The organism is Siphonobacter sp. (assembly GCF_048595215.1).
Taxonomy (GTDB): domain Bacteria; phylum Bacteroidota; class Bacteroidia; order Cytophagales; family Spirosomataceae; genus Siphonobacter.
Genome location: NZ_JBMDWJ010000389.1, coordinates 1 through 12,638 on the forward strand (window position 1 = coordinate 1; position 12,638 = coordinate 12,638).

The 12,638-nt window shown below is 47.5% G+C and carries 11 protein-coding genes and 1 pseudogene; 5 read left to right on the forward strand and 7 right to left on the reverse strand.

Annotated elements, in window-relative coordinates; genetic code table 11:
* Together ACOJTG_RS23795 and sucD are read right to left on the reverse strand one after the other, a co-directional pair.
* Positions 1-239 (reverse strand): annotated as a pseudogene (locus ACOJTG_RS23795) (DUF4271 domain-containing protein); the annotation flags it as partial.
* A 154-nt stretch (positions 240-393) separates the two neighbouring features.
* Positions 394-1,284: a succinate--CoA ligase subunit alpha gene (gene sucD / locus ACOJTG_RS23800; protein ID WP_094816294.1), complete on the reverse strand. Its 891-nt coding sequence runs from the start codon at positions 1,282-1,284 to the stop codon at positions 394-396.
* A gap of 248 nt (positions 1,285-1,532) precedes the next feature.
* On the opposite strand from sucD, the gene ACOJTG_RS23805 reads away from it, so the two are divergent.
* Positions 1,533-2,192: an NAD(P)H-binding protein gene (locus tag ACOJTG_RS23805; RefSeq protein WP_420156096.1), complete on the forward strand. Its 660-nt coding sequence runs from the start codon at positions 1,533-1,535 to the stop codon at positions 2,190-2,192.
* On the opposite strand, the gene ACOJTG_RS23810 is transcribed toward ACOJTG_RS23805, so the two are convergent.
* The gene (locus ACOJTG_RS23810; protein WP_420156097.1) at positions 2,193-3,410 is read right to left on the reverse strand and encodes a GlmU family protein; all 1,218 of its coding nucleotides are present in this window, start codon (positions 3,408-3,410) and stop codon (positions 2,193-2,195) included. It abuts the gene before it with no gap.
* A gap of 234 nt (positions 3,411-3,644) precedes the next feature.
* On the opposite strand from ACOJTG_RS23810, the gene ACOJTG_RS23815 reads away from it, so the two are divergent.
* Positions 3,645-3,809: a hypothetical protein gene (locus ACOJTG_RS23815; protein ID WP_420156098.1), complete on the forward strand. Its 165-nt coding sequence runs from the start codon at positions 3,645-3,647 to the stop codon at positions 3,807-3,809.
* Between the two features lie 74 nt (positions 3,810-3,883).
* Here ACOJTG_RS23815 and ACOJTG_RS23820 read toward each other — a convergent pair whose 3' ends face one another.
* Positions 3,884-5,113, reverse strand: a complete 1,230-nt coding sequence (locus tag ACOJTG_RS23820) for an NADP-dependent isocitrate dehydrogenase (protein ID WP_420156099.1) — start codon at positions 5,111-5,113, stop codon at positions 3,884-3,886.
* Positions 5,114-5,345: 232 nt separating this feature from the next.
* Between ACOJTG_RS23820 and ffh the strand changes: the two genes are divergently transcribed.
* Positions 5,346-6,671 carry a signal recognition particle protein gene (gene ffh, locus ACOJTG_RS23825; protein WP_102201379.1) on the forward strand — a complete coding sequence of 442 codons (1,326 nt, stop codon included), beginning with the start codon at positions 5,346-5,348 and terminating at the stop codon, positions 6,669-6,671.
* 144 nt (positions 6,672-6,815) lie between these two features.
* Here the strand turns inward: ffh and ACOJTG_RS23830 are convergent, their stop codons facing one another.
* Positions 6,816-7,271 carry a beta-carotene hydroxylase gene (locus tag ACOJTG_RS23830; protein ID WP_420156100.1) on the reverse strand — a complete coding sequence of 152 codons (456 nt, stop codon included), beginning with the start codon at positions 7,269-7,271 and terminating at the stop codon, positions 6,816-6,818.
* A gap of 165 nt (positions 7,272-7,436) precedes the next feature.
* Here ACOJTG_RS23830 and ACOJTG_RS23835 point away from each other — a divergent pair, with 165 nt between their 5' ends.
* Positions 7,437-8,141: a helix-turn-helix domain-containing protein gene (locus tag ACOJTG_RS23835; RefSeq protein WP_420156104.1), complete on the forward strand. Its 705-nt coding sequence runs from the start codon at positions 7,437-7,439 to the stop codon at positions 8,139-8,141.
* 145 nt (positions 8,142-8,286) lie between these two features.
* Positions 8,287-8,778, forward strand: a complete 492-nt coding sequence (locus ACOJTG_RS23840) for a dihydrofolate reductase (protein WP_420156101.1) — start codon at positions 8,287-8,289, stop codon at positions 8,776-8,778.
* 421 nt (positions 8,779-9,199) lie between these two features.
* Here the strand turns inward: ACOJTG_RS23840 and secDF are convergent, their stop codons facing one another.
* Together secDF and ACOJTG_RS23850 are read right to left on the reverse strand one after the other, a co-directional pair.
* The gene (secDF, locus tag ACOJTG_RS23845; RefSeq protein WP_420156102.1) at positions 9,200-12,277 is read right to left on the reverse strand and encodes a protein translocase subunit SecDF; all 3,078 of its coding nucleotides are present in this window, start codon (positions 12,275-12,277) and stop codon (positions 9,200-9,202) included.
* Between the two features lie 110 nt (positions 12,278-12,387).
* Positions 12,388-12,638, reverse strand: a 251-nt coding sequence (locus ACOJTG_RS23850) for a hypothetical protein (protein WP_420156103.1), incomplete at its 5' end; no start/stop codon positions are given.

Here is a 12,638-nt window from a genome sequence, read left to right on the forward strand (position 1 = left end):
TAATTCTCCTGATTGGAACGATAGAGCAGATAGTAATGCCGATTCTGTGCTAAATCAAGAATAACGCTGTACGAACCGTAGTCTTGGTGAATCTCGCGAATGTAGGGAACATAGGCCTTCATTCCTTCGTCGTAGACTCGCCAGTCATTGCGAAAATCGTGTACGAGGAAATAGCCTTCCTCCGGCCCCGTCGTCTGAGCAAACGTCGAACCCGCCAGGAAACACAGGAAGAAAAGCAAAAAACAGTGAAGCCTGTGGGTTAGAAAACTACCCACAGGCTTTCGTACGCTCGAAAAAGTGAAATCACTACCCACCACTCTCGCTTTCAGTACGTCCGTTTCGCTAACATGGCTGTTTCACAAAACGGATTCATTACAGAATCGTATTCTTAACTTATGCGTTTACTTTCTGATCAGCCAGTGCTTTCAGCATCGTCTCGCCAATGACGGCAGGCGATTCGGCTACGTACAGTCCGCATTCACGCATGATTCGCATTTTTGCTTCAGCCGTATCATCCGCACCACCAACGATGGCACCTGCGTGACCCATCCGGCGACCTTTCGGAGCCGTTTGACCCGCGATGAAACCAACCACGGGCTTTTTGTTACCCGTTTCTTTGATCCAGTAAGCAGCTTCAGCTTCCATGCCGCCACCGATTTCACCGATCATCACGATGGCTTCGGTTTCGGGATCGTTCATCAACAGCTCAACGGCTTCTTTCGTCGTCGTACCGATGATGGGGTCACCACCGATTCCGATGGCCGTCGTTTGGCCCAAACCTGCTTTCGTCAATTGATCTACGGCTTCGTACGTCAGCGTACCTGATTTTGATACCAGACCGATCGTTCCTTTTTTGAAGATAAAGCCAGGCATGATACCTACTTTACATTCATCCGCCGTGATAACGCCGGGGCAGTTAGGTCCGATCAGACGCAGATCTTTGCCTTGTACGTATTCTTTTACGGCAACCATATCTTTCACGGGGATTCCCTCCGTGATCGTTACAATTACTTTGATGCCAGCGTCAGCCGCTTCCATAATGGCGTCAGCCGCGAAAGCCGGGGGTACAAAGATGATGGATACGTCAGCACCCGTTTCTTTCACCGCATCAGCAACCGTGTTGAATACGGGACGGTCCAGGTGTTTCTGGCCTCCTTTGCCGGGCGTTACACCGCCAACAACCTGAGTACCATATTCAATCATTTGCTGGGCATGGAAGGTACCTTCCGAACCCGTAAAGCCTTGTACAATGATTTTTGAATCTTTGTTAACTAATACACTCATAGAGATGGGATTTGCAGTGGCCAGTTCGGAAAGAATGTGGCTGTTCCCCACAAGGAACAGAAAAATCCGGCGTAAAAGTAGAAAGCTAAGACCAGTTGGGCAATTTCCCCGGAAATAAATTTGGGTGAATAGGTATAGGTACCCCAATTATTTTTCGGGAATAAGAATTTTGTACCTCTGATTCAAACCAAAGCAATCTTACGGTTTAAGAACTTTTTCCTGCGTAAATTCCCCGAAACCCATTTGTTATGAACGCGAAGACAGCCCTCATCATCGGAGCCACCGGCCTGATAGGCAACTATTTAATTTTCAAACTCTTACAATCGGATCGGTACCAGAAAGTCATTACGTTGGTACGTCGTCCGATGCACCTAAAACACCCTAAACTCGATGAACGTATCGTTGATTTCGACAACCTTACACTGCAGGATGTATCGGGTGCCAACGATGTTTTTTGCTGTTTAGGCACGACTATTCGTCAGGCCGGCTCGCAGGATGCCTTTCGGAAAGTTGATTTTGAATATCCCGTAGAGGTGGGTAAACTGGCCCTTCAGGTCGGGGCAACGCAGTATTTACTGGTATCCTCGATCGGAGCGAACGCCCAATCTTCGATTTTCTACAGTCGAACTAAAGGGCAGGTGGAAACGGCCATTGGCGAATTAGGGTATCGTAGCTATACTGTTTTCCGCCCTGCCACCCTACTCGGTAAACGAAAGCAGTTTCGCCTGGGTGAAGAGGTAGGTAAAGTACTCGACTTTGTCCTTGCACCCCTTACGCTACTCATTCCGCCCTTACGCAAGTACAAAGGCATTCAGGCGAGTAAAGTAGCGTCGGCCATGCTGAATATAGCTGGCCAGGAAGTTCCCGGCCAGCATATGCTTGAATCCGATGCCTTGCAGCGATTTTGATTAGTCTTCGTCCAGATCCGGTACGTGAGGAATTTCGTTTTGTTCGAGGGCATAGACGGCTCTCCAGATGTCTTCCTCCTCTTCGGTAAACAGACGACCTCGGCGGTCCATCGTGTTACGAGCCACGTCTACAGCCTTGGAGAAACGGTATGGTTCAAATCCCGTATCGGCACCTCCCCATGAAAAAGAAGGAATATGCTTGGGTGGAAAACCTGATCCAAATAGATTGACGTTGATACCTACCACGGTTCCGGTGTTAAACATAGTCGAAATGCCCGCTTTCGAGTAATCGCCCATGAATAGACCTACGAATTGTCGACCCGTATCCTCCAGTTGTTTGGTGGTATAGTCGTACAGTTTTACGTTCCCGTAATCGTTCTTCAGGTTGGAGTTATTGGTATTGGCTCCTAAGTTACACCATTCGGCGAGGTAGGAATTCCCGAGAAAACCGTCGTGTCCTTTATTGGAGTGGCCCATCAGAATACTCATACTGACTTCGCCCCCTACTTTGCAGTGGGGACCAATAGTAGTACTCTTCCGCATTTTTCCACCCAGATTAATCACGGCTCCTTCCAGAGCCGCAAAAGGCCCCTGAATGATTACACCATCCTGTACCTGCACATCCTTGCCCAGATAGATTGGACCATTTTCGGCATTAAGTATAGCCGAGCGGATTTGTACACCTTCTTCAATAAAGATTTGTTCTTCATTGTAGTACGCCGTGAATCGATCCGTAATCGGCTGGCTGGTACGACCCGCCGTGATCCGATCAAAATCCGTCTTGATTTGCTCGCCGTTGTGTACGACTAAATCCGGCAGTCGCTGAATGACGGTTACCTTATCCCAATAGTACTGTTTCTGAAAATTGGGATTGTCGTGTACGAGATCTTCCAAGGCCAGATGTTTAGCCCGAACGGCCAGCAAAATAGGTCCCTGTAATAAGGCTTCACCCGGTTTGAGCTGTTCCAACGAGCGTACCAGCCGTTCGTTCGGACAAAGGCCGCCGTGCAGATAAATCGTGTCCGAGCTTTTTTTGTAGGGATACTTTCCCTGCAAATACGGTTGAGTATAGTGGGTGGGTTTTACTCCTAACCAGTCAGTCCATTTTTCCGTGATGGTCCGAATACCGACCCGCAGCTCAGCCATAGGCCGGGTGAATACCAGCGGTAACAAATGAGGGCGAATTTTCGGGCCGTCAAAGAGTACGTAATTGATCATAAGACAGAATCAGAGGATTTGCCGCCAAAGTAAAGCAAAAAATAATCGCAGGTACAGGCTTGACACTGGATTATACAAAGACAAAAAATAACTTAATTAATCTTTTTAGTACATTTTCCATCCGTTAAGGTTAGATGCACCAAATTTCACAAAACAATAAAGTGGCATTGGTGTCTTTAACCGCTGAACGTAAGTACGTTTGCGTTCATACAATCTAATCTACTACCTAAACTTATGAACATTCCAGAAGACGATTTCGAATTTTACGACGAACCCATGGATGAAAGTGGCGACACCATGGACCCAGCGGAGGAAATGGACGAGTTTACCGCTGAACAGGATGACGACGAAGATGAAGATACCGAAGACTTTGAAGAAGAAGAGTTAGATGATATGTAACCTTAGTTTTCCTTCAAGCAAAAAGGCACTTACCCTTTTGGATAAGTGCCTTTTTGTTAGGGCAGCCCCAGCAATTACTTCGCCAGTTTCGTCTGTAAGCCTTTGTCGAGCTCGTCCAGGAATTCTTCCGTGTACAGGTAATGCTCGCCGTGGTTTACTTTGTTACCGTGGATGGTGATAGCCAAATCCTTAGTCATTTTACCCGCTTCTACGGTTTCTACGCAAACTTCTTCCAGAGCCGTAGCAAAACGGATCAGTTCTTCGTTGCCGTCGAGTTTACCACGGAAAGCCAGACCACGCGTCCAGGCGTAGATCGAAGCAATCGGGTTCGTTGACGTACGGTTTCCTTTCTGGTGTTCGCGGTAGTGACGCGTTACAGTACCGTGAGCCGCCTCCGCTTCCATCACGGAGCCATCGGGCGTCAGCAGTACAGAAGTCATCAGACCGAGTGAGCCAAAGCCCTGAGCAACGGTATCCGACTGAACGTCGCCGTCGTAGTTCTTACAAGCCCATACGTAGCTGCCACTCCATTTCAGAGCTGCGGCTACCATGTCATCGATCAGACGGTGTTCGTACGTAATACCAGCTTCTTTGAATTTCTCAGCAAATTCTGCATCGAAAACCGCCTGGAATACGTCCCGGAAACGACCATCGTATTTCTTCAGGATCGTATTCTTCGTAGACAGGTATACGGGCCACCCTTTTTGCAGACCTACTTGGAAGCAGGAACGGGCGAAACCAGCGATGGATTCATCGAGGTTATACATACCCATAGCTACCCCAGCTCCGGGGAAGTTGAAAACTTCGTATTCCTGTACCGTTCCGTCTTCACCTTCGAATTTCATCGTCAGTTTACCTTTTCCGGGTACAACGAAATCCGTAGCACGGTACTGATCACCAAAGGCGTGACGGCCTACGATGATGGGAGACGTCCAGGTGGTTACCAAGCGAGGAACGTTCTGCATCACGATCGGCTCCCGGAATACCGTACCATCCAAGATGTTACGGATCGTTCCGTTAGGCGACTTCCACATTTGCTTCAGGTTGAATTCCTTCACGCGGTCCTCGTCGGGCGTAATCGTGGCACATTTGATACCAACACCGTATTGTTTAATGGCGTTAGCGGCATCTACCGTCACTTGATCATTCGTTTCGTCACGGTATTCGATACCTAAATCGTAGTATTTAATATCGACATCAACGTAGGGAAGAATCAGCTTTTCTTTGATAAACTTCCAGATGATTCGGGTCATTTCGTCCCCGTCGAGTTCGACGACTGGGTTCGCTACTTTAATTTTCTGCATGATTAGACGTCGGAAAGAGTCAGGTAATGAATTGAACCCCAAAGGTAAGCAGGACGGTGAAATCAAGCCAAAAAAAAACCATTTATGGGATTTTATCTATTCAAATAGTCGTTTGTGAATGGTACCTTTGCCAAAAAAATTCGAAGTCATAAGCTGAATATGAATTTTTTGAAGGTTTAGCCAAAGCCTTTTCCAATCTACAGACCTTACGCTTTAGTATTCTTTACTAACCATGTTTGATAATTTACAGGACAAGCTCAATAAAGCCATCCGTACCCTCAAAGGCAGCGGAAAGATTACCGATGTAAACGTGGCTTCCACGGTGAAGGAAATTCGCCGGGCTCTTACCGATGCCGACGTTAACTTTAAAGTAGCCAAAGATATTACGGATCAGATCCGGGAGGAAGCCATTGGTCAGAAGATTATGATCGCGGTAGAGCCCGGCCAGATGCTGGTAAAAATTGTACACGACAAGCTGACCGAACTCATGGGTGGTCAGGCGGAAAGTGTCAACCTCAAAGGTTCTCCCGCGATCGTCCTGATTGCCGGTCTGCAAGGATCGGGTAAAACGACGTTTACGGGTAAACTGGCCCATAACATTAAGAAACAGGGTCGCCAGGTGATTGTAGCCGCCTGTGACATCTATCGTCCGGCCGCTATTGCCCAGCTTCAGACCCTGGGTGAGCAGATCGGCGTAGAAGTTTACGCGGAACCTGATAATAAAAACGCCGTTGAAATTGCCCGCAACGCCGTTGAGTACGCCAAGAAAAACTCCAAAAATGTAGTCATCATCGATACCGCAGGTCGTCTGGCGATTGATGAGGCCATGATGCAGGAAGTAGAAAACGTGAAGAAGGCCATTGAGCCAACGGAAACGCTTTTCGTGGTGGATTCGATGACGGGTCAGGATGCGGTCAATACGGCCAAGACGTTCAACGATCGTCTGAACTTCGACGGGGTTGTACTGACCAAGCTTGACGGGGATTCTCGCGGGGGTGCAGCCCTTTCGATCCGTCAGGTGGTGAGCAAGCCCATCAAGTACATGTCGACGGGTGAGAAAATGGAAGATCTCGACATTTTCTACCCCGATCGGATGGCTAGCCGGATTCTCGGTATGGGTGACGTGCTGTCGCTGGTTGAACGGGCTCAGCAGGCCTTCGACGAAGAAGAAGCGAACCGCATTAACAAGCAGATTCGTCAAAACCAGTTCAACTTCGAGGATTTTTACTCGCAGCTTCAGCAAATCAAGAAGATGGGTAACATCAAGGATTTGATGGGCATGATTCCTGGCCTGGGTGGTGCGATTAAAGACGTAGACATCAGTAACGACTCGTTCAAGCCCATCGAAGCCATCATCAGCTCCATGACACTGAAAGAACGCAAGAATCCCGATCTGATCGACGGTTCACGCCGCCGCCGGATTGCTACCGGTTCGGGTACGAGCATTCAACAGGTAAACAACCTGATGAAGCAGTTCGAGGAAATGCGGAAGATGATGAAAACAATGAACAAAGTACAGGACGGCAAAATCAAACTGCCGAATATGTTGAAGAAATAAGTTGCGTTTGCGGTTTTCAGTTATTTGGAATCCATGTTAAACTGTAATTACAAAGCTTGTTTTAGTTAAAGAGCGAGGGCCTTCCAGATTTTGGAAGGCCCTCGCTCTTTAACTGAAAACAGAAAACCGCAAACTGTAAACTATCTACATTTTCTCCCGCTCAAACTTCTTCGGAGCGTATAGGAAGCCGAAGGCCTGAGCCCCTTGCTTAGTATGTACTTTATGGTGGATGTAGTGAGCCCGCATGATGCGTTTCATGTAGCGGGAACGGGCTACAAACTTAATCTTCACTCGCCGGTGTACGATGATGTCGTGGAAGATGAAATAGAACAGTCCGTACGCCGTCACGCCAATGCCTACCCACAATAAAAACCGTACGGAAGGCACTTCACTACCAATTAGAATTAAAGAAATAGCTACTGTGGCAAACACTACGGCGAAATAATCGTTCTTCTCAAAAAAGCCAGTGTGGGGATGATGATGGTCCTCGTGCCAGGACCATAACCAGCCGTGCATAACGTACTTATGCGTCGACCAGGCTACTGCTTCCATTAGTAAAAATGTCCCCAGAACAATCAGGATATTCCAAACCCATTCCATTGGATAAAAGAGTGATGCTGTGAGTGGTAACGGCAAAATAGAGTAAAATGTTTGGAATTTTCCCGGAAGGAAAAGCATTTTATACGTATAAAAATAATTTCCTCTGAACCCTTTTTTCTTTTAGAGGATTGGTTAAATTTGGGAAACCCTCTAACTACGATGGTCATGAAGGATGGCTGGTCGGGAATGGCGGAAAAAACTGCCACCCGCAGTGTACGAGGCACGATGGATCTTCGAGCCTTGAAAGAACTGGTGAAGAAAGGAGAAAACGAGCGGCTGGAATTTAAGCTGAAAGCGAACCATCCTGAGAAGATTATCCGCGAGGTGGTGGCTTTTGCAAATACCCAGGGTGGCATTCTCTTAGTAGGCGTCGGTGACGATAAGTCCATCCCGGGTTTGAAGTTTGCCGACGATGATGAATTCATCCTGTGCCGAGCCCTCGAAAAATATTGCTTTCCTGCAATTGAATATACCCTTGAACGTGTCTACGTAGAAAATGAACGCGAAGTACTCGTGTTCCGCATTCCGCGTAGCCAGCAACGCCCCCACTACGTTAGCCTAGATCCGGCTCAGCAGGAAAAAAAGACGTATGTACGCGTTAATGATCGTTCTATTCAGGCGAGCAAAGAAGTACGGCAAATTTTGAAGTGGGAAGACCGGGTGCAGGACGTAAAATTCAGATATGGTCCTAAAGAAGAAGTACTGATGAAATACCTTGGTGATCATCCGGGCATTACGGTACAGCTTTTCTCGCAAATCGCTCATATTCCCATGTGGATGGCTTCCAAAACCTTGATTACGCTGACCTTAGCCAATGTACTACGGATTCGTCCCGACGAAAATGCGGATCAGTTCATTATGGCAGCGTAAGTACTAAAGGAACGTCAATGCGTGTATCATTTAAACTGCCGACTCTTGTGAGTCGGCAGTTTCATTTTAGAGCGAAAAATAACAAGTATAGAGACTCTTGTTATTTTTGGCGATCAATTGTCTTTTCCAGTAACGAACTGCCCACATGAAAATTACCCTCGTAGCCGCCATGGATGAGCATCGCCTCATCGGTAATCATGGAATTCTTCCCTGGCCTTTTTTACCTAATGACCACGCCCACGTAGAACAACTGATTGCGGGAAAGAAAACCATCATGGGCCGGAAAAGCTACGATACGCCGGATCGCATTTGGTCCAAAGCCGGGAATATCGTCGTGACGAGTCAGCCCAATTATCAGGTTGATCCTGGATTTTTGGTGATGAACAGTATTGACGAAGCTCTGGAATACTACAAAGAGGAAGAAGAAGTAATGGTACTGGGCGGGGCTCAGATTTACTCGGAAACGCTTCCCAAAGCCCACGTGCTGGAACTTACCCTCATTCATGGTCAATTCAAAGGAGACGCGTACTTCCCTGAATTTAGCAGGGATGCGTTTGAACTCATTAGCCGTCAGGATCATCCGCAAGACGACAGACATTCCGTAGCTTACTCTTTTCTTACCTATCAGCGTAGATAAGTCAATAAAAATTTCGACTTATTCAATAAAATCAAAATACTATTTGCCTTTTTAATAAGCTTACCTAATATTTGCAATCAGTCTATGTCATTTGAACCAATGATTTCATGGGGCATGGATACCAATTCCTTCCGGTACCGCCCGTAATGGCTTTCTTGCCGCATCGCTATTACGCCCAGTAGAGTAGTAAGAATCCCTGCATACGTACATGCTGTTGACAAGTTTCTATTTGTCAGAGTGAATGGTTTTGCCTCTAGTCGACTCGATCTGTACAACCGTATTACCCGATTACGATTTGTTCATGTAAAGCAAACAGGCCTACCGATGTTCGGCAGGCCTGTTTTATTAGTAGCTCTTAAGTAGTTAGTCGTTGATTGGAAGCATGGCTTCTGTTACGGCTTAACTAGCAACGAATCGCTTCTTAAAGTTTCGGCTTGATGATCCGATCCTTCTTCTCCTTTTTAGCTTTTTCAGCCGCAGCTTGTGGTTCTTCACCTTCGATCAGAAAATCTTCGGGTGAAGGAACCGCGAATTTATCCGCAGGCTTGTTCACCTTAGCTACTTCCAGAGCTGCTCCTTTTTGCTCCTGATCTTTCGTCAGGAAGTCAACCACGATCGGCGTAGCTACGAACAGCGAAGAGTACGTACCTACGATAACCCCGATCAACATGGCGAAAGAGAAACCACGAATCGTTTCACCGCCGAAGAAGAACAGTACGATCAGTACCAGCATCGTTGAAAGACCCGTCACGGCCGTACGGCTCAGCGTCGAGTTCAAGGCGTTGTTGATAATCGTCGGAATACTTTCGTTTTTCGCACTACCTTCCCGCAGGTATTCCCGAACGCGGTCAAAAACGACGACCGTATCGTTCATCGAATAACCCATAATCGTCAGCAAGGCACCTACGAAGGACTGATCTACGTCGAGTGAGAAGGGCAGAATGCCGTTGAAAATCGAGAAGATAGCCAGGATAATCAGCACGTCGTGTGATACTGCCACCATCGCTCCGTAACCGAACGCCAGTTTCTTAAAGCGAAGCAGGATGTAACCAAACACAACTGCAATACCCGCCAGAATCGAGTACAACGAAGAGAAAATCATATCATTCGCGATCGTAGGTCCTACTTTCGACGAACTCAGAATTTCGGCTTTACCGATTTTGCTTACGCCCTGAATAATCTTGTTCTGAGCTTCGCGATCCGCTTCTACCGTCGTCTGGTCTACCAGATAATCCGTCGTGATCTGTACCTGATCACCACCGATACCGCTACCACCGTAGGTTTTTACTTCCGGTGAACCGTCTAAAGGTCCTTCCAAAGCCGTACGAACTTCGTCAGTACTGATGCTCTTGTCAAAACGTACGACGTAGGTACGACCACCTTTGAAATCAACGCCTAGTCCAAATCCTTTAATTACTACCGAAAGAATACCGGCCGCAATGATTACGGAAGAAATGGTATAATACAGACGACGTTTTGATACGAAATCAAAGTCCGAATCTTTGAACCAGTTTTTGGTCAGACCCGAAACAAAGTTTATTTTCCAGCCTTTTTCTACCCAGATATCCATCAACGCCCGGCTTACGAAGAATACCGCAAATAGCGAAGTGAAAATACCGATGACCAGCGTTACGGCGAAGCCTAGGATCAGACCCGTTCCGAAGAACAACAGGATCAGACCAGACAGCAGCGTAGTAGCATTGGAGTCGATGATCGAAGAAGTCGCATTTTTGAAACCGTCACTCACAGCCAGCTTCATCGGCTTTCCTAGAGCTAACTCTTCCTTGATCCGTTCAAATACCAGTACGTTCGCATCCACGGCCATACCAATCGAAAGTACGATACCAGCGATACCAGGCAAGGTCAATACTGAACCCAGCGACGCCATGATACCCATCAGGAAGAACAAGTTTATCAGCAGGGCGATGTCGGCAATGAAACCAGAGCGGTTATAGTACGCCAGCATAAACATCAGTACAACGAACAGACCTACTACCGAAGACAGAATACCCGCGTTCACGGCTTCTGAACCCAGCGTTGAACCTACGACGGCTTCTTCTACGATCGTCGTTGGAGCGGGCAGTTTACCAGCTTTCAGTACTGTAGCTAAATCTTTACCTTCTTCAAGCGTAAAGTTTCCGGAGATACTAGAGTTACCATTCGGAATTTCACCGTTTACTACCGGAGCTGATTGTACATAACCATCCAGCAAAATAGCAATCCGGCGACCAATGTTAGAAGCCGTCAGGTTTTTCCACTTACGGGCACCTTCGGGATTCATTTGCATGGAAACGTCCACGCGACCACTCTGATCGTAATCCTGTGAAGCGTTTGTGATCACTGAACCATCCAGGGGAACTTCACCGTTTGGACCGCGTTTCACCGCGATCAAAGCCATGATGTCTTTGTTATTGATCGTACGAGGCTTGGCTTCGTAGGCAAAGTTCAGGTCTGAAGGCAGTAAAGTACGAACGTCGTTACGAGCCAGCAGAGCGTTTACCCGAGGCGTATCTTTTACGGCTACACCCAGTCCATCCTGCATCGGGATGAACAGTTTCGTCAGAGCAGCACCTGCGTTAGCCGATTGCGTAGTGTCGCTTTTGGCAGCACCTGAATCTTTTTTCGTCAGAGCAGAAGCCAGACCACCATTTGCTTTAGCCGCTGTATCTACAGAAGCCTGTTGCGTAGCGGGGCTTTTCAGAGCCGCACTTTGCTCACGTTCTTCTTCGAGCAGAATGTTACCAATACCATCCAGAGCCGGAGCGTATTCTTGCAATTCGTATACTTCGCAGAACTCCAGTTTCGCAGAACCCGTCAACAGTTTACGTACCCGAGCCGGATCATCCACACCCGCTAACTCCACCTGAATACGGCCAGAGTTCGGGATACGTTGAATGTTTGGGTTCGATACGCCGAATTTATCCACCCGCTGCTGAATAACGCGGAAGGCACGCTCTACGGCACCATCTACCTCGGTTTTGATCATTTTCACCACATCCGCATCGGAAGTCTGGAAGTTGATCGTAGCCCGGTTCGTAGCGTTCGCAAAAACATCCGCCAGTTTCTTATCGGGATTCAGGCTTTTGAAGTTACGAGCAAAGGCATCGACAAAGTTCGACTGTGAGTTACCCTGCTCTTTCTGCGTAACAGCTAGAGCCTCCAGGAACTTAGGATCGCGGCTGTTACCGGCCAGCGATTTGATGATGTCTACTGGAGATACTTCCAGAATCACGTGCATACCACCCTGAAGGTCAAGACCCAGGTTCAGTTCACGCTCGGTTACTTGCTGAAGCGTACTTCCCAGCCATACATCTTCTTTCCACAAAGAATCCGTATACCGTTGTTTTTTAGCTTTGTCTACTTCGCCCGTGCGGGGATCCGTAGCGTATTCGATCGCTTTTTTCTTGTAATCCTGCGATACGAACGTGAAAGAGAGGTAGTAGAGGCATAACGCGGCAAAAATCCCCGTTAGAGCCACTATAACACCACGATTTTGCATGGATAAATTGGCTTTGGGTTACGAGCACTTACGCCCACAACCAGAGTACATAAGAAAACAATTGGAAAAGGATACTATTGAAACTAGGATTGAGAATCCGGATAAAGAGACTAGGGAGCGTTCGGTGAAATCACGTGCTCAAAGAGCACTTCATGATAAGGAAGTCGGAACTGAGGAATTCCAACCGACGTAGGTTGCTGCTTGCTAACTTCGAAACAGTATACCGAGGGCGGTAGCAGGTAAAAGTCCTGCGTAAATGAAAAATCGGCCACCGAGACCGTCGCCATCGGGGAGAGTGCCTGAACGGTTGCTTTGGGCGTACCGGAAGTCTGATCTGACTTTTCAGTAGGAGCTTTAGGCA

What these genes read in the sequence shown, in the direction of transcription:
- sucD (WP_094816294.1), bottom strand. Translation starts at nt 1,284, where the DNA reads ATGAGTGTATTAGTTAACAAAGATTCAAAAATCATTGTACAAGGCTTT.
- ACOJTG_RS23805 (WP_420156096.1), top strand. Translation starts at nt 1,533, where the DNA reads ATGAACGCGAAGACAGCCCTCATCATCGGAGCCACCGGCCTGATAGGC.
- ACOJTG_RS23810 (WP_420156097.1), bottom strand. Translation starts at nt 3,410, where the DNA reads ATGATCAATTACGTACTCTTTGACGGCCCGAAAATTCGCCCTCATTTG.
- ACOJTG_RS23815 (WP_420156098.1), top strand. Translation starts at nt 3,645, where the DNA reads ATGAACATTCCAGAAGACGATTTCGAATTTTACGACGAACCCATGGAT.
- ACOJTG_RS23820 (WP_420156099.1), bottom strand. Translation starts at nt 5,113, where the DNA reads ATGCAGAAAATTAAAGTAGCGAACCCAGTCGTCGAACTCGACGGGGAC.
- ffh (WP_102201379.1), top strand. Translation starts at nt 5,346, where the DNA reads ATGTTTGATAATTTACAGGACAAGCTCAATAAAGCCATCCGTACCCTC.
- ACOJTG_RS23830 (WP_420156100.1), bottom strand. Translation starts at nt 7,271, where the DNA reads ATGGAATGGGTTTGGAATATCCTGATTGTTCTGGGGACATTTTTACTA.
- ACOJTG_RS23835 (WP_420156104.1), top strand. Translation starts at nt 7,437, where the DNA reads ATGAAGGATGGCTGGTCGGGAATGGCGGAAAAAACTGCCACCCGCAGT.
- ACOJTG_RS23840 (WP_420156101.1), top strand. Translation starts at nt 8,287, where the DNA reads ATGAAAATTACCCTCGTAGCCGCCATGGATGAGCATCGCCTCATCGGT.
- secDF (WP_420156102.1), bottom strand. Translation starts at nt 12,277, where the DNA reads ATGCAAAATCGTGGTGTTATAGTGGCTCTAACGGGGATTTTTGCCGCG.